The sequence below is a fragment of the Paenibacillus jamilae genome (assembly GCF_050482105.1).
GTDB classification, from domain to species: domain Bacteria; phylum Bacillota; class Bacilli; order Paenibacillales; family Paenibacillaceae; genus Paenibacillus; species Paenibacillus jamilae_B.
Window position 1 is genome coordinate 478,658 of sequence record NZ_JBCNHI010000011.1, and the last position, 18,906, is coordinate 497,563.

20 protein-coding genes and 1 pseudogene are annotated in these 18,906 nt (G+C 46.9%); 14 read left to right on the forward strand and 7 right to left on the reverse strand.

Annotated elements, in window-relative coordinates; translation table 11 throughout:
• Positions 1-1,860, forward strand: coding sequence for an ABC transporter ATP-binding protein (locus ABEW32_RS09405; protein WP_430187048.1), 1,860 nt, complete (start codon positions 1-3; stop codon positions 1,858-1,860).
• Positions 1,861-1,879: 19 nt separating this feature from the next.
• On the opposite strand, the gene ku is transcribed toward ABEW32_RS09405, so the two are convergent.
• Entirely contained in the window at positions 1,880-2,794 is a 915-nt protein-coding gene (gene ku, locus ABEW32_RS09410) for a non-homologous end joining protein Ku (RefSeq protein ID WP_430186820.1), read from the reverse strand.
• A 209-nt stretch (positions 2,795-3,003) separates the two neighbouring features.
• On the opposite strand from ku, the gene ABEW32_RS09415 reads away from it, so the two are divergent.
• Both ABEW32_RS09415 and ABEW32_RS09420 read left to right on the forward strand, forming a co-directional pair.
• Complete coding sequence (locus tag ABEW32_RS09415; RefSeq protein ID WP_430186822.1) at positions 3,004-3,243, forward strand: hypothetical protein; 240 nt, start codon at positions 3,004-3,006, stop codon at positions 3,241-3,243.
• Positions 3,244-3,296: 53 nt separating this feature from the next.
• Entirely contained in the window at positions 3,297-3,476 is a 180-nt protein-coding gene (locus ABEW32_RS09420) for an H-type small acid-soluble spore protein (RefSeq protein ID WP_430186824.1), read from the forward strand.
• A 131-nt stretch (positions 3,477-3,607) separates the two neighbouring features.
• Here the strand turns inward: ABEW32_RS09420 and ABEW32_RS09425 are convergent, their stop codons facing one another.
• The 5 genes and pseudogenes from ABEW32_RS09425 to ABEW32_RS09445 all read right to left on the reverse strand — a co-directional run.
• Positions 3,608-4,264 carry a 3-oxoacid CoA-transferase subunit B gene (locus tag ABEW32_RS09425; RefSeq protein ID WP_430186826.1) on the reverse strand — a complete coding sequence of 219 codons (657 nt, stop codon included), beginning with the start codon at positions 4,262-4,264 and terminating at the stop codon, positions 3,608-3,610.
• Positions 4,257-4,925: a CoA transferase subunit A gene (locus ABEW32_RS09430; protein WP_430186828.1), complete on the reverse strand. Its 669-nt coding sequence runs from the start codon at positions 4,923-4,925 to the stop codon at positions 4,257-4,259. Before ABEW32_RS09430 ends, ABEW32_RS09425 begins: the two co-directional genes overlap by 8 nt.
• Before the next feature lie 38 nt (positions 4,926-4,963).
• Positions 4,964-5,704, reverse strand: a complete 741-nt coding sequence (locus ABEW32_RS09435; protein ID WP_430186830.1) for an acetoacetate decarboxylase — start codon at positions 5,702-5,704, stop codon at positions 4,964-4,966.
• Positions 5,705-5,758: 54 nt separating this feature from the next.
• Positions 5,759-6,943, reverse strand: coding sequence for an acetyl-CoA C-acetyltransferase (locus ABEW32_RS09440; protein WP_430186832.1), 1,185 nt, complete (start codon positions 6,941-6,943; stop codon positions 5,759-5,761).
• Between the two features lie 497 nt (positions 6,944-7,440).
• Positions 7,441-7,668 (reverse strand): annotated as a pseudogene (locus ABEW32_RS09445) (isochorismatase family protein); the annotation flags it as partial.
• 132 nt (positions 7,669-7,800) lie between these two features.
• On the opposite strand from ABEW32_RS09445, the gene tsaE reads away from it, so the two are divergent.
• From tsaE to tsaD, 4 genes are read left to right on the forward strand one after another with little or no spacing between them, the layout of a single operon-like run.
• Positions 7,801-8,280, forward strand: coding sequence for a tRNA (adenosine(37)-N6)-threonylcarbamoyltransferase complex ATPase subunit type 1 TsaE (tsaE, locus tag ABEW32_RS09450; protein WP_430186834.1), 480 nt, complete (start codon positions 7,801-7,803; stop codon positions 8,278-8,280).
• A gap of 3 nt (positions 8,281-8,283) precedes the next feature.
• Positions 8,284-9,120: a tRNA (adenosine(37)-N6)-threonylcarbamoyltransferase complex dimerization subunit type 1 TsaB gene (gene tsaB, locus ABEW32_RS09455; protein ID WP_430186836.1), complete on the forward strand. Its 837-nt coding sequence runs from the start codon at positions 8,284-8,286 to the stop codon at positions 9,118-9,120.
• A gap of 16 nt (positions 9,121-9,136) precedes the next feature.
• On the forward strand, positions 9,137-9,652 hold the full coding sequence (rimI, locus tag ABEW32_RS09460; RefSeq protein ID WP_430186838.1) for a ribosomal protein S18-alanine N-acetyltransferase: 516 nt from the start codon (positions 9,137-9,139) through the stop codon (positions 9,650-9,652).
• The gene (gene tsaD, locus ABEW32_RS09465; RefSeq protein WP_430186840.1) at positions 9,649-10,713 is read left to right on the forward strand and encodes a tRNA (adenosine(37)-N6)-threonylcarbamoyltransferase complex transferase subunit TsaD; all 1,065 of its coding nucleotides are present in this window, start codon (positions 9,649-9,651) and stop codon (positions 10,711-10,713) included. Before rimI ends, tsaD begins: the two co-directional genes overlap by 4 nt.
• Before the next feature lie 544 nt (positions 10,714-11,257).
• On the opposite strand, the gene ABEW32_RS09470 is transcribed toward tsaD, so the two are convergent.
• Entirely contained in the window at positions 11,258-13,222 is a 1,965-nt protein-coding gene (locus ABEW32_RS09470) for an ABC-F family ATP-binding cassette domain-containing protein (protein ID WP_430186842.1), read from the reverse strand.
• A 269-nt stretch (positions 13,223-13,491) separates the two neighbouring features.
• Here ABEW32_RS09470 and ABEW32_RS09475 point away from each other — a divergent pair, with 269 nt between their 5' ends.
• From ABEW32_RS09475 to groL, 7 genes are all read left to right on the forward strand, one after another.
• Complete coding sequence (locus ABEW32_RS09475) at positions 13,492-14,145, forward strand: 5-formyltetrahydrofolate cyclo-ligase (RefSeq protein WP_430186844.1); 654 nt, start codon at positions 13,492-13,494, stop codon at positions 14,143-14,145.
• 38 nt (positions 14,146-14,183) lie between these two features.
• Entirely contained in the window at positions 14,184-14,672 is a 489-nt protein-coding gene (moaC, locus tag ABEW32_RS09480) for a cyclic pyranopterin monophosphate synthase MoaC (protein ID WP_017426496.1), read from the forward strand.
• Between the two features lie 113 nt (positions 14,673-14,785).
• Positions 14,786-15,268 (forward strand): MogA/MoaB family molybdenum cofactor biosynthesis protein, encoded by a 483-nt coding sequence (locus tag ABEW32_RS09485; protein WP_013369877.1) that lies wholly within the window; start codon positions 14,786-14,788, stop codon positions 15,266-15,268.
• Between the two features lie 100 nt (positions 15,269-15,368).
• Positions 15,369-15,629 (forward strand): twin-arginine translocase TatA/TatE family subunit, encoded by a 261-nt coding sequence (locus ABEW32_RS09490; protein ID WP_430186847.1) that lies wholly within the window; start codon positions 15,369-15,371, stop codon positions 15,627-15,629.
• Between the two features lie 111 nt (positions 15,630-15,740).
• Complete coding sequence (gene tatC / locus ABEW32_RS09495) at positions 15,741-16,508, forward strand: twin-arginine translocase subunit TatC (RefSeq protein WP_430186849.1); 768 nt, start codon at positions 15,741-15,743, stop codon at positions 16,506-16,508.
• 292 nt (positions 16,509-16,800) lie between these two features.
• Positions 16,801-17,082, forward strand: coding sequence for a co-chaperone GroES (groES, locus tag ABEW32_RS09500; protein ID WP_007429271.1), 282 nt, complete (start codon positions 16,801-16,803; stop codon positions 17,080-17,082).
• A gap of 73 nt (positions 17,083-17,155) precedes the next feature.
• Positions 17,156-18,784, forward strand: a complete 1,629-nt coding sequence (gene groL / locus ABEW32_RS09505; protein ID WP_264216523.1) for a chaperonin GroEL — start codon at positions 17,156-17,158, stop codon at positions 18,782-18,784.
• The last annotated feature ends 122 nt before the right edge of the window (positions 18,785-18,906 follow it).

The window sequence follows — 18,906 nt, forward strand, 5'->3', positions numbered from 1 at the left end:
ATGACTCACTTACGAATATATATGACCAAGCTGTACGATGTGAACGGCGGGGCGTTATTTTTCAATATGGGATGTATGATTATCGTCAGCCTACTGGAGGGTGTCGGCATTTATATGCTTGTTCCTATGCTGGCGGCCATCGGCGTATTCGGCGGTCATTCAGAACTGCCATTTCTGTCGGATGGGTTTGATTATTTTTTGCCGTACGTCCCTAAAAGCTGGTTGTTACCGGGGATGCTGATGCTTTTTGTAGTGCTGCTTACAGGGCAGGCTTTGCTTCAGCGTTATCAGTCCATTCTCAATTCGCGGATTCAGCAGCGTTTTATGCGTTCCCTGCGAATAGATGTATACACTTCCTTTATGAAGGCGCAGTGGGCTTTTTATTTGCGTCAGCGTAAATCTGACTTTAGCCATGTGATGACGACCGAGCTGGCGCGTGTCAGTCAGGGAACGAATTTGCTCCTTCAACTGACGACAGCCGTCACGTTTACACTGATTCAGGTTGCACTGGCGTTTTGGTTGTCGCCTTCTTTAACCGGACTGGTGTTTCTGAGTGGATTGGTGTTGTTTGTCGTGTTCCGTCGCTCCATCCGAAATGCCAAACAATTAGGTGACCGTACCACAGAGTTGTCCCAGGTTTATTTTGCCGGAATTACGGATCATATGAATGGGATGAAAGATATTAAAAGCAATCTACTGGAAGCGGCGAATATCCACTGGTTTCGCTCCCTGACGCAGCGCATGGAGGATAATACGACTCAGTTTGTTCGGCAAAATGCGACCACACAGTTTTTTCATCGTGTAGCGGCAGCTGTTTTTGTCGTTAGTGTCCTATTTGTTTCGCTCCAGTGGCTGCATGTAACACCTGAAAAGCTGATTGTACTCATCCTTATATTTTCCCGCTTATGGCCGAGGTTTGCCCTTATTCAAGCGAGTCTGGAATATATCATGTCTATGATCTCTGCTTTTGAGAGTGTGACCAAGGTACAACGGGAATGCGAAGCATTCTCAGATCCCTCGTTGATCGGGCTTACATCCGCTGGGGCTCACATTCCATTCGATTCATCGGTATATCATCTATCATCTACATCTGCGCGGCAACCTCTGTCCCTTCGTAACGGAATAGAATGCAGTCGTCTGGATTATTGCTACGACGGTGCAGCAGAGCCTGCCCTGCGTCAAATTAATTTATTTATACCCGCCCGCGGAATGACCGCTATTGTTGGTAAATCAGGTGCAGGCAAAAGCACGATGGTCGATGTGCTCATGGGTTTTTTACGCCCAACTAGGGGGCAGATTAAGATCGACGGGCACGTGCTGGATAACGAATTGCTGCCACTATGGCGCCAGTCGTTTGGCTATGTGTCACAGGACCCGTTTTTGTTTCATGCGACCGTCCGTGAAAATTTGAAGCTGGCCGATAAGGATGCTAGTGAACAGCAGCTATGGGAGGCGTTACATTTTGCAGCCGCGGACAGCTTTGTATCCAGACTGCCTGAAGGGCTGGACACAGTCATTGGCGATCGCGGGATTCGTCTTTCAGGGGGAGAGCGGCAACGGCTCGTATTAGCACGGGCTATTTTGCACCATCCTCCTGTTCTTATCCTGGATGAAGCGACAAGTGCGCTGGATGGTGAGCATGAAGCCGCAATTCAGGCGGCATTGGAACGGATGAAAGGTCAAATGACATTGATCGTTATCGCTCACCGTCTGTCAACGATCAGACATGCGGATCAAATTGTTGTACTGGATCAAGGTGAGGTCATACAGCAGGGGAACTACTGTCAACTGGCAAAAGAGGAACGGGGGGCGTTCAGCCAGCTACTATCGTATCAAAGCAGTGTCATTGCCGCCCCGTAGTCAAACTCTTATATTAAGCTCAAGTTTCTTTGCGTTTGGTGCTACTTCTTTTCTTTTTGACTGGAGTCGGAGAGAGGGCGTCGCCTGCGACAGCCTGCTGTGCTGGCGCGGCAGCTGGTTTACGCGCAGGGCGTTTTTTTGCACCAGGACCGGGGTCGGTAACGACTGGCTTTACGGCCTCGATACTGGCTTGAAGGGCAGCCATTAAATCCACCACATTGGTTTGAGGCTGTGTAGGGGCAATTCGCACCTCTTCACCGGCCACTTTATGCTGGATAAGATCCAGTAGACGCTCGCGATACTGATCCGTATACTTTGCTGCATCAAAAGGGGTAGACAGCTGCTCAATCAGCATTTTTGCCATGGTCAGCTCCTTTTCTTTAACCTCCTCCTGTCCGGGCAAGTTGGGAACTTGAGCAATGGGACGAATTTCATCCGGGTAAAACATGGTCTCCACCGCCAAGCATTCATCCAGCACGCGAATGGCTGCCAGACTGCTTTTCGAGCGGATGGAGATTTGGGCAATCCCGATTTTTCCGGTATCCTTCATTGCATTCATGAGCAGCTTATATGCATTCGAGCCAGCCTGATCCGGTGACAAATAATACGTTTTTTGAAAGTAGATCGGATCAATTTCCTGCAAATCCACAAAATCCAAAATCACGATATTTTTATCGGCTTGTCCGCTAACTTGCTCCAGTTCCTCCTTGTCGAACATGACAAATTTCCCTTTTTCATATTCGTATCCTTTTCCAATTTCCTCCCATTCAACCTCCTTATCACAAACAGGACACTTCCGTACATAGCTTAGTGGGCTCCCACACTCCTTGTGAATATAACGCATGGAAATATCCTTGTCCTCAGTAGCCGAAAACATTTTAACTGGCACATGAACCAGCCCGAAGCTGATCGCGCCTTTCCAGACCGTATGCATACCGCCAGTCCTCCTTTTTTAATCCGTATATTTCATATTTCGATTCCGGGCACCCGGGCTGTGAGCATTTCATTTTTCACTTAGTATGCTTCGCACAAAGGATTGTATGAGGTGCAAATGAAGGCTGCGAATTGCTTACACTTGCGCATGGTTTCGGTTTTTTTGGTGAATGTTAAGCCATATCTGATGCAAAAGGAGGTACACCATTGATGCCTAGAAAACCCTATCCTCAGCCAATCAGTCATCGTGTGGGGCAAAGTCACATTGCCTTTCGAGGGCCTGCTGGAGGCGAACAGGATGCATTGCCACCCGAGTTTGCCCTTTCACATGCAACGCGGCCGCCATTTCCCGTAGCTGTCGCTCATGTGGATTTGGAGGCTGTAGTTTCAACCTCGCCTTCACATAGCTTTCCTTCATTGGATGTTGAACGGATTATAGATGAAGATTAGGTGGCCTGTATTTGTAAATATTGCACAAAAACAATGAGTAGGAGGAGAACAGTATGAATGTAGAAAGAGCAAAAGCCATTTATGATTCATCCGATACGATTGCCGTCCAATTGGATGGCAAACCGATTTGGATTGAGCATGTAGATGAAGCGAACGGTATGGCAACGATCCAGATCGGCAGCAGACCTGGCAATACACAAACCGTTCGTGTGGATCGATTAGAAGAACAATAGGAGAGAGGCTACAACCTAAAAAGGCTCGCAATTGCTCAATGAGCAATTAGCGAACCTTATTCTATATAATGAATGTGATCAAGGAGACAAGTTAAACGCCAAACAAGTTAATTTGAAGGTGGAACTGGTCTTTACACTGCAATGGTCTTCAAATTCGGAGAAATCATCAACTCAGCCTCTGTTGCTATTTGAACATCTTCCACCGACAAACCGGGTGCAATTTCCTTAAGCATCAGCCCTTGACCCGGGATAACATCGATGACACCCTTTTCGGTTACGATGGTCTTTACCACATTTACAGCGGTTAGGGGCAGCTTGCATTGTTTCAGTATTTTTGGCGCCCCATTTTTGTTCAGATGCTCCATAGCTACAATTACTCTCTTGGCTCCAACCACCAAATCCATGGCTCCGCCCATGCCTGGCACCTTTTTCCCCGGGATCATCCAGTTTGCAAGGTTGCCTTTCTCATCGACCTCTAGGGCACCCAAAACGGTGACGTCCACATGCCCCCCACGAATGATGGAAAATGACAGCGCACTGTCAAGAAAACATGCTCCTTTTACGGTTGTAACATAGTTTCCGCCTGAATCGATACAATCGAGTCTTTCTTTTCCCGGAGCCGCTTTAGGGCCAACGCCGACGATTCCATTCTCTGCCTGTAGCATAATATTAACGTTGTCGGGGATGTAGTCCACCGCCATTGTAGGCAATCCGATACCAAGATTGACCACTTCGCCATCTTTGAATTCCTGGGCTATTCTTCTAATAATCAACTCTCTGTTATTCATTGTCTTCACCCACCTTTACAATCGCGTCGACAAATATTCCGGGAACGTTAATATGATTGGGGTCAATTTCCCCTACCTTCACGTATTCGTCTGTCTGAGCAATTACATACTCGGCTGCGGTAGCCATCACCAAATTGAAGTTGCGTGAAGAGCCGTTGATGACAAGGTTTCCTGCTTCATCAGCCTTATGGGCTCTAATGAGCGCCACATTGGCTTTGAGCGGCAGTTCGAGCAAATATTCTCTTTCGTCAATTTTGATTTTTTGTTTTCCTTCTTCTACGATGGTGCCTACACCTACAGGGGTTAAAAATCCACCCAAACCGGCTCCGCCTGCGCGTATTTTTTCAGCGAGCGTCCCTTGCGGGAAAAGTTGAACCTCTGCTTCCTTCGTCATCAGGAGTCTTCCCGTTTCTGGATTGGAGCCGATATAGGATGCGAAAATTCGCTTGACTCTGCCGCTTTTCACAAGTCTATAAATAGATAATTCGGGCGTGCCTGTATCATTGGAAACAATTGTAAGATTATCAGCGGAATTTGTATCTACAAGTGCACACACCAGTTCCTCTGGAATGCCTCCCTGCATAAAACCTCCGACCATCACCGTGTCCCCGTCTTTGATTTTCTTAATTGCTTCTTCAGCGGAGTTTACTTTTTTATCCATGGTTCCGTCTCCTTATATATTTTTTAGGAAAGCAAACTTTATTGGAGATAATCGTAGAGGACTCTTCCATATGGAAGTGTTAGGTCGGCAATAAAATGTTTTCCGCCAACATAAGCTTTAACCGGCAAATCTGCCACCGGAGCGTTGACATGGGGGATCAGACTTAATCTGGCAGGTCCTGACCAAGCGCCTTTTACAGTAATGTTTTCAAGATTATATGCCACTAGCTGAGCGATTTTAGGGGTGCCGTCAACATCAGGAATTAATTTTAAATTAACCTGCGTTTTTGCGATGGCTTTAGCCGTTTCCTTTTCATCAAGAGTGTTATATTTGAAAGGGGTGGTTCCCACGGCTACCAGGACGTTATTATAATGCAGCGTACCTGTCAGCGTCTCTGTATCCTCAACGATCAGGCGAGGCTTCGCCCATTTTTTCGGAAATCCCCAGATTTCACGTCCCCCCAGAATAGCAGGTGCGTTATCCAGATACATTTGGGCAACAAAATTACACGGTTCTCCATTATAAGTACACGGAATGACAATACCGCTTTCCTCATAGCTTCCTAAACCGGATGAATCGGGCATTTTGATCCATTCATAGGAAACCGTATTACTTCCATCCGGCTGAAGAGGTTCAGGGACCGCCTGTCTAATTGCAGCGGGATCGGATTCATAGGTTATAATAAAGAATTCCCGGTTAATGAAGCGGCATGGCGGACGTCCATAACTGCCGCTGGCCGCAGGCATGGATTGGAGTGAAAGCACATCTTTTTGATTCATAGCGATCCCTTCCTTTTTAAGAGATATTTCAACAAGTCATCTTGAATACGCACTTTAAATGAGAGCATTTTCAACCAGCATGGCTATGCCCATTCCTGTTCCGATGCATAACGAGGCTATGCCATAGCGTGAAGATCTTCTCACCATCTCATGTACCAACGTAACCAATACTCTAGCACCGCTTGCACCAACAGGATGACCGATCGCGATCGCGCCGCCATTGACATTGACCTTCTCCGGGTTGAGTCCAAGCTCTTTTAGCACCGCTAATGCTTGTGAGGCGAATGCTTCATTAATTTCAAAGAGATCAATCGAATCAATCGACATTCCCTGTTGCTTCAGGAGTGACGAAATGGCTTTTACTGGTCCCATGCCCATATATGCAGGGTCAACGCCGACAAGTGAATAGCCCTTGATATATGCCAACGGCTTTAACGCATGTTCCTTACATTTGTCTTCTGACACAACGAGCATGGCTGCCGCGCCATCATTGATTCCCGAGGCATTTCCAGCAGTAACTGTTCCGTTCTCCTTAAATGCAGGCTTTAAATGAGAAAGCTTTTCTTTCGTCGTATTTTCTCTTATGTGTTCGTCTTCTGTGAAATAAATAGTTTCTTTTTTGTTTTTGATCGTAACCGGAACAATTTGCTCTTCAAAAAACTTATTCTTTTTTGCTTGGAAAGCCTTTATTTGGCTTTCATAGGCGAACTCATCTTGCTCAAGTCTTGAAACTCCATATTTTTCGGCAACATTTTCTGCGGTAATTCCCATATGGTAATGGTTGATCGGACATGTTAGACCGTCGGCCACCAGGGAGTCTACCAATTCACCGTTGCCAAGCTTGTAGCCGTTTCTTGCATTTTTTAGAAGATAAGGGGCGTTTGACATGCTCTCCATGCCTCCGGCCAAAACGATGTTTCCTTGTTCCGCCAGTATTGAATCATAGGCTAACGCGACGGCATGAAGTCCTGAACCGCAAACCGTGTTTAGCGTTGACTCGGGCACATGAATGGGGATTCCCGCTTTTAGTGCCGCCTGTCTGGCAGGATTTTGTCCATTGCCCGCTTGAAGAACATTTCCCATAAAAATTTGGTCAATCAAAGAAGGCTCTAATTTACTTTGCTGAAGGCATGCGGTCATCACAGTTGCTCCCAGTTCAGGAGCGCTTAGAGGTGCAAGGGTTTTGTTAAAAGAACCGACCGCTGTTCTCAACGGGCTTACTATAGCTACTTTTTTCATAAAAACTCACATTCCTTTCGCTGTGTTCGAAGGACACAATACATCCATGATTGCACTTCAATTCGTAATTTCGGTACATACCTATGAAACGCAGAGACTGCAAGATACATTTGCATGCGGGCATATCATGGTGTCTAAGACAGTGAGTATGACGGGCCGATCGCCTTCTTCCCTTTCTGGAAATTAAAGCCAGAATTATCATAGTTCTAATACAGATTTTGCTCAATGTTCAAATCTTTACATAGATCTAAATACAGATGTTTATGGAGCCATATCCTCCACAATAATTAGGCCATTCTAATGTTTTCTGTTAATTTCTTTATTTTTCTGAAAATTGTGATCAAAAATTGAATTTTCTGTTAAATATGAAATTTCAAATCAATCTGTGAAAAGAATTTCTTTCCTCTGGAAAACGTCAGTGTTTTTTATATGCATGAGTAAAAAAAGAAGCCGATTTGCTTGAAAGCAATCGGCTTGGGGGATAAACTTTACAAAACTCAAGAAAAATGTATATCTGCTGTCGCAAGCAAACGCGCAAAACGATGACCTAGCGTTGCATTGTGGTGAGCTACAATTTGTTCGCTGCTTAGCACCTTGTTATCAAATGTACTATGCGCATCTGACACAAGCACGTTGTTCTGGTATCCTAGGCGATAGGCGCTTCGGCAAGTCGTGTCGAGACAAAATTCAGTTTGCATCCCGGCAATAATCAGCTGGTCTGCCCCTTCGATTCCCTCCCTGTGTATATCACTTAACATACAATAGCATGTCTTCATGCCTTGCGGCGACATAAGGTGAACTATATAATAAAGAACAAGTTGGAACGGTCCGATTCGGACGAAAGGTGATTAAAAGAGATGACAATTTCGCAGGAACAGTTGGTATTCCGTTCTGCCTCAGAGGCACAGACCGGGACATTAGCAGGCTTTTTGGCAGCCCAAGCGGTTCCCGGAACCGTGATTGTGCTGGATGGAGATTTGGGAGCAGGTAAGACTGCTTTTTCCAAGGCTTTTGCCAGCCATTTAGGTGTGCCAGGTATCGTAAATAGTCCAACCTTTACCCTTATTAAGGAGTACGAGGGTCGTTTGCCTTTGTATCATATGGATGTATACCGGATTTCCCAGGATGAGGCGGAGGATCTTGGGCTGGACGAATATTTTTACGGTACAGGAGTATGTCTGGTGGAATGGGGTAGTATTATACCGGATATGTTGCCGGATCAGCGGCTTCACATGTATATAGAAACAACGGATGTGGGGGAACGCTTGATTCACCTGACCGGGTACGGCGAGCCTTATGAACAATGGTGCCGCAGTTTGCGGGAGAATGGAGTTTGAACCATGCAAAGAGAGCATACAGATGTAAATGAAAAGCCGCGTGAGCGGTTTTTGGCGTTAGATACAGCGACGACCGTAATGGCGGCCGCCCTGATGAACGGAAAAGAGCTGCTGGGAGAAAGTAACGTTTATGGTGAACGCAATCACTCGGTGCATGTCATTACCGAGCTGGAGCGGCTCTTGAGCGAAGCAGGACTGACACGCAATGATGTGGACGGTCTTGCGGTAGGTATTGGACCGGGATCTTATACCGGTATCCGAATTGCCGTGACTGCAGCCAAAACATTAGCTTGGGCCTGGGGTGTTCCGGTAACATCCATTTCCACTTTGCAGGCTTTGGCGTGGGGTGGATGGAATCGTGGTATCGAACTGGAGAAGCAAGAGGGTAAACAGGAGTCTATGCATAACGACTCATCCAGAGCGCAGGCGGCAGACTGGATTGTGCCTGTGCTGGATGCGCGGCGTGGTCAGGTGTACACGGGGCTGTTCGTCGCGAATACAGCTAACGACATCGTCAGTCCACAGCGAATAGAGCCGGATGCCATCCGGTTGATGACTACGTGGACCGATGATTTGCTGCAACGATTGGAGGTTTTGCCCGCCGAGGAGCGTCCTGCGGTGATTTGGCTCGTCGGTGAAACGGCAGTTCACGCCGAAACAGCCGAGCGCTTGCGTGCATGGAGCGAGCTTCGCATTGTGCCTTATGAGCTGGAAGGACAATGGGTTGGCCGCCTTGGGGCGGATAAGCTGCTTCGTCAAGAACATGACGAGCTACATACGCTGGTTCCGAATTATACCCAGCTGGCCGAGGCGGAAGCCAATCTGCTTCGTCAGCGCTGAAGAGGCGGTGAGCAACATGGCAAAGAACATACAGCAGGAAGAGAAACTTGAGTTTCGCTTAATGCAGCTGGATGACATCCCCGATGTGCTGGAGATTGAGCATGAAGCATTCACGCTGCCGTGGACGGAGGAAGCCTTCCGCAATGAGCTGACGATGAATCATTTTGCTAAATATATGATTATGGAGCTTAATGGACGAGCCATTGGTTACGCAGGCATGTGGACGATTATGGATGAGGCTCATATTACGAATATTGCGGTTCGCGAGGCTTATCGAGGACGCAAGCTTGGAGACAAGCTGTTAGATGAGCTGATGCAGACTGCCTCTTATTTAGGGATGGAACGTATGACCTTGGAGGTACGAGTAACGAACCGGATCGCTCAGGGCTTGTATGAGAAAAAGGGCTTTAAGCCCGCAGGTGTACGCAAGGGCTATTATTCGGATAATAACGAGGATGCCGTGATCATGTGGGCGGATCTTCCCGCACACGGGGCATCCGGTGAACAGGAAGGAAGCGTGCAGGAGCAATGACGCAAGCGGAAAAAGCAGGTACAGGCTCTGTCTCCGGCGAGCCTTGCTATATACTAGCAGTGGAAACGAGTTGTGATGAAACGGCTGTTTCCGTCGTGAAAAACGGCACCGAGGTGCTTTCGAATCTGATTTCCAGTCAGATTGAAACACACAAAGCCTTTGGCGGTGTTGTGCCAGAGGTAGCATCACGCAAACATGTGGAAAGCATTACTTATATGCTGGACGAGGCTATGCAAACATCGGGAATCAGCCCCCGTGAGATTTCAGCGGTTGCCGTGACACAAGGACCAGGACTGGTCGGCGCGTTGCTGGTTGGAATTGTCGCCGCCAAGAGTGCTGCTATGGCGTTCGGCAAGCCGCTAATCGGAACGCATCATATTGCGGGACATATTTATGCGAATCAGCTGGAGCATGATATTGTATATCCGTGCATTGCTCTCGTAGTGTCAGGAGGGCATACCGAGCTGGTGCTAATGGAATCCGAAGGTCATTTTCAACTCATTGGTCGTACAAGAGATGATGCGGTTGGAGAAGCCTATGACAAAGTAGCACGAGCCATCGGATTTCCATATCCCGGCGGTCCGCATGTGGATCGTGTAGCCCATGAATCGGAGGAAGTGGTTACTTTGCCGCGTGCATGGCTGGAGCCGGATTCTTATGATTTTAGCTTTAGCGGCTTGAAATCTGCGGTGCTGAATGTAATTAACCAGACGAAAATGCGCGGAGAAACGGTAAATGCGGGAGCGATTGCAAGAGGCTTTCAAGAGTCAGTCGTAGAGGTGCTGGTAGAAAAAGCGATTCGCGCTATGCGTGAATATGGCGCGAAGCAGCTACTGCTTTGCGGTGGTGTTGCTGCTAATCGTGGACTGCGTACAGCATTGCGGGAGCGTTGTGATCGTGAAGGAATCGAACTGCTTGTACCCTCCATGAAATACTGTACAGATAATGCAGCGATGATCGGTGCCGCGGCATACGCCAAGTGGAAACGCGGAGAATTTACCTCATTGGACATGAAAGCTGATCCAGGCCTGTCTCTGGAAGAGTGGTCTGTTCAAACTTAATTGAACGAATTGGAAGGACACGACACATTTGGGGTCGTGTCTTTTTGGTTTCGTGCTATACATATATGACAATATAATTTCAAGAGGATAAAATACAGGATTTTGAGCGCATGATTGCCAGTATTTTATTTCCTCGCATGATTCGTCACAATGGTTCACGATATTTCATGATCCAGCAAAAAAAATATGAAAATTTTATACTGCCCGAATATTGATGTGATTTGTCAAGTTGTGAACAAAGTTATCCACATATACCGCTCAAAATGTGGATAAACAAGCTCGAAGCAAGCAGGCTAAGACTTTTGGGAGATAGACAAATGGGGGATATATCATAACTATATTGAATGTGAAATCTGTGGATAATGTGGATAAAAGAGTGGATAAATTTGGTTTTCATTTGAAATTGGCGTTCTATCAATAAAAAAATGGCCTAAAAGGCCATTTTTCAATACCGTCCATGCACAAAAGTTGTGGATATTCTTGTGTACAAAAAACAGAAGAGGGAAATGTGAAATTTTTATGGCTAAGATTTTATGCAGCAGCTTTATGCCTCAAGTAGTTCCTCCCAGGATGCATAGGTTTCAGTCAATTCCTGTTTATGGGTGTCGAGTTGTGCTTGAATCCCCTGAAGCGCTGTGTAATCCTGATAAATCTCAGGCAGGGTCATTTGTTCCTCCAAGCCTGCAATTTGTTCTTCCAGTGTTTTGATCTTGTTTTCCAATGCCTCCAGCTTGCGTTGACGGCTGCGTTCCTCACTTTTGGCTTGTTTGTCTGCCGCATAAGTGGCCGCGCGTGATTTGGGAGTGGCCTCGTCTGTTGCGGATGTAGAGGCAGATGAGGCTTTGCCACGACTGCTCTGATTTGCCTCGAGAGCTTCCTGTGCTATTTCCTCCAGCTCTTGTTTTTTAGCTACATAGTCATCATAATTCCCCAGGAAATGTTCTATTCCTTCAGGATGAAGCTCAATGACACGTTCAGCCATTTTGTTAAGGAAATAACGGTCATGGGAGATGAACAACAGTGTACCGTCATAGTCCATCAACGCCGCTTCCAGCACTTCCTTGCTAAACAGATCCAAATGGTTGGTAGGCTCATCGAGAATTAATACGTTGGCTTCGCGTAGCATCAGCTTGGCCAGGGATACACGTGCTTTTTCTCCTCCACTTAATGAAGCTACCTTTTTCAGTACATCGTCACCGCTAAATAGGAAATTACCCAACACTGTCCGAATCCGTGCTTCTTCCATATGAGGGTACTCGCTCCATAACTCTTCCAGTACAGTATTGGCGGGATTTAGGTTTGTCTGCTCCTGGTCATATAAGCCGATTTTGATTTTCGTACCCCAGTGGATGGACCCGGCAGCAGGTTTAAGTGAGCCAGTCAGACATTTGAGCAGTGTTGATTTTCCGATCCCGTTTGGACCAATTAGTGCCACTGTATCGCCTCGTTTTAAGTCAAAGGAGGCATGCTGGAATAAAGGTTTTTTGCCCTCATACGCTACAGAAAGGTCGCGTACCTCCAACACTTCTTTACCCGACATATAGGCAGTTTCAAAAGAAAAGTGGGCTTTTTTCAAATCGCCCATAGGTCGATCCATACGATCCATTTTATCTAGCTGCTTGCGGCGGCTCTGGGCACGTTTGGTTGTGGACGCTCGCACGATATTGCGTTGTATAAATGCCTCCATGCGGGCGATTTCCTCTTGTTGCTTTTCGTAATGCTTGAGATTTGTTTCGTACTCGGCAGCCTTTAACTCCATATAGCGGCTGTAGTTGCCTGTATAGCGGATGGAGCGATGGCGCTCAATTTCAACAATCGTCGTCACCAATCGATCCAGAAAGTATCGGTCATGCGATACGACCAACAGCGAGCCAGAGTAGCCGCGCAAATAGTCTTCCAGCCAGGTCAGGGTTTGAATATCCAGATAGTTGGTAGGCTCATCAAGCATAAGGACGTCTGGAGCAAGGAGCAGGATGCGCGCAAGCGCAAGCCTGGTTTTTTGACCTCCGCTCAGGGTGACTACAGGCGTCTCGGGTGCAAATGAGCCAAAGCCCATACCGTGCAGCACGCTGCGAATGCGGGTCTCCATTTCATAGCCACCATGATCCTTGAACCAGTCTGAGCGTCGTGCATAGCGTTCAAGCAGATCGGCATAACGCTTTTCGTTCTGCGCATTAGCCGGATCGGCGATTTCCTGCTCCATTTGCCGAAGTTCCCGTTCTGCTTCAATCAGCGGTGCGAACACCAGCATCATTTCATCCCAGATCGAACGGTCAGAATCCAAGCCGCTGTTTTGCGCCAAATAACCGATGCTGGTTTCCTTCGCCTTAAAGATTTGTCCGCTATCATAGGAAATTTCACCAGCAATGATTTTGAGCAGTGTTGATTTGCCTGCACCGTTCACACCTACCAGTCCAATACGTTCACGTTCCAATATTTGAAGATTAATCCCGTCCAGAACGGGCTCAATTCCATAGGATTTAGTAATTCCGGTTACTTGCAATAACATAGCGTATCGTTCCTCCATTACATTTTGCACAGTTCCTCCTGCCTTTTTCGCAGGTACCTTCTTTCCAGTTTACATGAAATTACCCACTATTGCACTGCTTTCAACCCGTAAACCCTTGAGCCTCGTGTAGTCAATTTGTATAAACAATGATAAACTTAAACGAGAAGTGAAAAAGAATGAAAAAAATTTGCAACGTGTAACACTTACTGACAAATGGGAAAATTGTAACGTTTTACTGATTATCAACGATTGTGCGGGAGGGCGGATGTGTGGATGTCTGTAATGTGAAGAACGCGCTGCGTGTACAGCAACGGGAAGCGCGTGACTCCATGGACCCGCTGACAAGGCAGAAGGCATCGGCTGTGGCCTGTCGGCATGCAATCGAGGCATGGGAGCAGCTTAGAATAGACAGAAACGGAGATAAGCTAACCTTATTTAGTTATCTCTCTTTTGGCAGCGAGATTTCGACGACTCCCCTCATTGAGCATTGCTGGTCACAGGGAGATCGTGTCCTGGCCCCGAGAGTGGATTCGGTAACCCGAACCATGGAGCTGAGGGAGATGGACCAGTACGGAAATAGGGTGTCCGGCGTATGGAACATCCCTGAACCTGCAATGACATGCAAGGAATGGTTGCCTGAAATGTGGACGGGAATCGACTGGGTTGTTGTACCCGGCTTGGCCTTTGATCGTCATGGAGGCAGAATTGGCTATGGCGGAGGCTACTATGATCGTTTTACTGCACAGGTAGAGGCAGAGAAGCGTAATAACGGCTCAATAGGTCCGCTTTATGTCTCGCTGCTGCTGCCGGGACAATTGTTGGCACAAGTACCCATGGAGTCAGGAGATTTGCGAGTGGACGTGCTGTTTACATCGGAAGGACGCCTAGATTGTAATTATGCAAGATCGACAGATGATGAATGAAGTAAAGTTGGGTATGTGAAAGGAGCTGTGAGGGAGTCGTGGATTCCTTTACTCATTTTAACGAACAGGGACGAGCTCGTATGGTAGATATTTCGGGCAAAACGTCTACGGTTCGTACAGCAGTCGCCGTGACTCAGATTACGATGAACCCGGCTACATTGACGGCTGTAAAAGAAGGAAGAATCGGCAAGGGTGATGTTCTTGCTGTGGCGCAGGTCGCGGGGATTCAGGGCGCGAAAAAAACGTCAGACTGGATACCGATGTGTCATCCGCTAGCCCTGACAGGCGTGAACATTACTTTTTCCGATAATGGACATGACGTGCTTCATATTGAAGTTGAAGTGAAGACCGAGGGTAAGACAGGTGTAGAAATGGAAGCTTTGACAGCGGCTTCAGCCGCAGCGTTAACCGTGTATGATATGTGCAAGGCGCTGCAAAAAGATATGATCATCGGCCCTACCATGCTGCAATCCAAAACAGGTGGCAAGCATGGGGATTTTCAAAGGGAGGACCACCGGAAACCTTGACATAGACAGGATTGTCGCCGAGAGGGTACTGTGATGTGATGGAGGATGCAGCGTGGCTGTTTCTGATTTTCAGAAGAGAAAGTATTCTTTCATGATAGGAGAAGGGTGATCTTATGGTGTGGAAAACGGCGATCCTAACAGCCAGTGACAAAGGGGCAAGGGGAGAGCGTGAGGATACAAGCGCACAGGTCATCCGGGAACTCGTCGAAGAAGAACTGGGCGGAGAGATTGTGGAATACCGGATCGTTCCCGATGAACCGGATGAGATTATTGCGGCTTTAATCGAAATGACCGATTATTTTCATGCAGACTTGGTGCTGACTACCGGCGGAACCGAACTGGCAATCCGTGATGTGACACCTGAGGCGACCAGACGGGTCGTGGAACGGGAAGTGCCAGGTATGGCGGAAGCCATGAGAATGATCGTAATGCAGAAAAATCCGGCGGCCATGCTATTTCGTGGAATCGTGGGAATACGCGGACGTACACTGATTGTCAACTTGCCAGGAACGCCCAAAGGCGTGCATGAAAATTTGGCAGCGATTATGGATCAACTCCCGGAAGCGCTGCTTATGGTGACAGGTCAGTTTCGGTAGAAGGCAGCCCGTGTGTGTGGTATGATACCTGTAAGAATTTATAAGGTCGCATACGGATAAAGATTCATCTTGTCCGTCAATATAAGGAGGATTACTACACATGCCCAATATTGGAGCACCGGGTTATATTTTGTTAATTATTCTGGCGCTGCTGCTATTTGGTCCGAACAAGCTGCCCGAGCTGGGTCGAGCTGTAGGGCGTACATTCCGTGAGTTTAAAAACGGGGCACGCGATATTTTATCTGAAGATGAACGGGCTGGGCGTAAAGAAAGCAAAGACAGCAAAGATAGTGTGGTCCAAGCATCACAAACGTCATCTTCAGAAGTTCAACCTCAGCCTGAGGATAAGCGCTTGTCGTAGATCTAGTTATTCATTTTGCTGTTTGTATAATGAACATGAGCCTCTTCTTTAGTGAAGGGCTTTATTTTTTAGGAGGCGCTGCTGCGTTCCGTTCAGAAAGGAGGAAAGGACTTGACCCCATCAGAGCATGAAATGCCGTTAATGGAACATCTGGGTGAGCTCCGCCGCCGAATAATTTATGTGCTGATTGTATTTGTATTGGCACTGGCTGGTGGATTGTTTGCGGCAGGTTCTGTCTATAACTGGCTTATTCGCTCCGGTTCGGCGCAGGCTTTTCAGCTAAACGCATTTTCCTTTTGGGACGGGATCGGTATCTATATGAAGATCGCCATGATTATTGGGATTGCAGTGGCGTTACCGTTTGCATGCTACCAATTGTGGAAGTTTGTCAGTCCGGGATTAAGGCCGCAAGAACGGAGTGCAACTTTGCGATATGTGCCTTATGTGCTGCTTTTGTTTATAATTGGCGCGGCTTTTGCTTATTTCATTATTTTCCCGATGGCGATTCAGTTTACATCGTCCGTCACCAAAAGTATGGGATTGCAGGAAACGTACGGCATTGCACAATATTTCACCTTTATGTTTAATATTGTATTGCCTGTAGCGCTACTATTTGAACTTCCTCTGCTGATTATGTTTCTAACAGGGATTCGTGTATTAACTCCAATGAGGCTTCGTAAATGGCGAAAGATTTCTTATTTCCTGCTTGTTTTTGTCGCTGTTGTTATCACTCCTCCGGATTTTATATCCGATTTTTTGGTGGCGATACCGTTGCTGGTGCTGTATGAAGCGAGTGTATATTTGTCATCAGTCGTGTACCGTAAGCAACTGCGTGCAGAGGAGGAACGAGAGGCCCAATTGCGTGTAGCTGCGGAATAATAAGACAGGGCCTGAATGGCTCAATAACTAATTTCTCTAAAATTGAGTAGCATAGCTATCTTAAAAATAACCATTAGCCTTGAGTTAACGGTTATTTTTTAAGATAGGTGGATATAATCGAGAATGGCTGTCCATAAAAATTCCCATAAAAAATACATTAGGGACTTGAAATTCAATCTCAAGTTGAGTATCATAAAGTTGGTTGTTAGCACTGACGACTGTTGAGTGCTAATACATACAACATAACAACCAAATTACAGGATAAAACACTTAATAAGGAGGCTATTTTTTCATGATCAAACCTTTGGGTGAACGCGTATTGGTGGAAGCAATTGAGCAAGAAACAACGACTTCCTTCGGAATCGTACTTCCTGACTCTGCCAAGGAAAAGCCGCAAGAAGGCAAAATTATCGCGGTTGGCGCAGGCGCATTGAAAGACGGTGCCCGTATTCCTCTGGAAGTAAAAGAAGGCGACCGTGTCATTTTCTCCAAATACGCTGGAACGGAAATCAAATATGAAGGTAAAGAATATTTGATTATGAAAGAAAGCGATATCCACGCGATCATCGGTTAACCGGAACCCGGACAAGACCTAAATATAGGAATTGAAACAAATCATTCATAATCCATAGGGAGGTTTATCACAAATGGCTAAAGACATTAAATTCAGTGAAGACGCTCGCCGCTCCATGCTGCGCGGGGTAGATGCATTGGCTAACGCTGTTAAAGTAACACTCGGACCGAAAGGCCGTAACGTTGTACTGGAAAAAAAATTCGGTAGCCCGCTCATCACTAATGACGGTGTAACGATTGCAAAAGAAATCGAGCTGGAAGACGCGTTCGAAAACATGGGCGCTCAACTGGTTAAAGAAGTAGCAACCAAAACAAACGATGTAGCTGGTGACGGTACGACTACAGCTACTGTTTTGGCTCAAGCCCTCATCACTGAAGGTTTGAAAAACGTAACTGCTGGCGCAAGCCCAATCGGTATCCGTAAAGGGATCGACAAGGCGGTTAAAGCAGCTGTTGCTGAACTGCAATCTATCTCCAAACCAATCGAAAGCAAACAATCCATTGCTCAAGTAGCTGGTATTTCCGCTGCTGATGATGAAGTAGGCGAACTGATCGCTGAAGCTATGGAAAAAGTGGGCAAAGACGGTGTCATCACTGTTGAAGAATCCCGCGGTTTTGCAACTGAACTGGAAGTCGTTGAAGGTATGCAGTTTGACCGTGGCTACATTTCTCCGTACATGATTACAGATACGGACAAAATGGAAGCTGTACTGGACAATCCGTATATCCTGATCACTGACAAGAAAATCACAAACACACAAGAAATCCTGCCATTGCTTGAAAAAATCGTACAACAAGGCAAGCCACTCGTTCTGATCGCTGAAGACATCGAAGGCGAAGCGCTGGCTATGCTCGTTGTCAACAAGCTGCGTGGTACATTCAATGCTGTAGCTGTTAAAGCTCCTGGCTTTGGTGACCGTCGTAAAGCAATGCTGCAAGATATCGCTGCCCTGACAGGCGGTCAAGTAATCACAGAAGAACTCGGTCTGGACCTGAAAACAGCTTCTGTGGACCAATTGGGTACAGCACGTCAAGTACGTATCACAAAAGAAAACACGATTGTGGTTGACGGTGCTGGAAACAAAGCCGACATCGACGCTCGTGTTAGCCAAATCCGTACACAACTGGAAGAAACTACTTCCGAGTTCGACAAAGAGAAACTGCAAGAGCGTCTGGCTAAATTGTCCGGCGGCGTAGCAGTCATCAAAGTCGGTGCGGCTACTGAAACAGAATTGAAAGAACGCAAACTGCGCATCGAAGATGCTCTGAATGCAACCCGTGCTGCGGTTGAAGAAGGTATCGTATCCGGTGGTGGTGTAGCGCTCCTGAACGTATACAATGCAGTTGCTGCTGTTGAACTGCAAGGCGACGAGCAAACAGGCGTCAACATTGTGTTGCGCGCTCTAGAAGCTCCAATCCGTACAATTGCTGCTAACGCAGGCGAAGAAGGCTCTGTTATCGTTGAGCGTTTGAAACGCGAAGAAGTAGGCGTTGGTTTCAACGCAGCTACTGGTGAGTGGGTAAACATGATTGACGCAGGTATCGTTGACCCTGCGAAAGTAACTCGTTATGCATTGCAAAACGCTGCTTCCGTAGCGGCTATGTTCCTGACTACTGAAGCAGTGATCGCTGACAAGCCAGAACCAGAAAAGGCTGCAATGCCTGACATGGGCGGCATGGGCGGAATGGGCGGCATGATGTAATAAGGGCCTCAAAACCCTGTAATACCGCTATTTTAAGGGCTCCCGAGAGGGGGCCCTTTTTCTATACTATTGCTACACTATGAGTACTCAAGCAGCTTGCAGCTGAGTTTCTGTAATTCGAC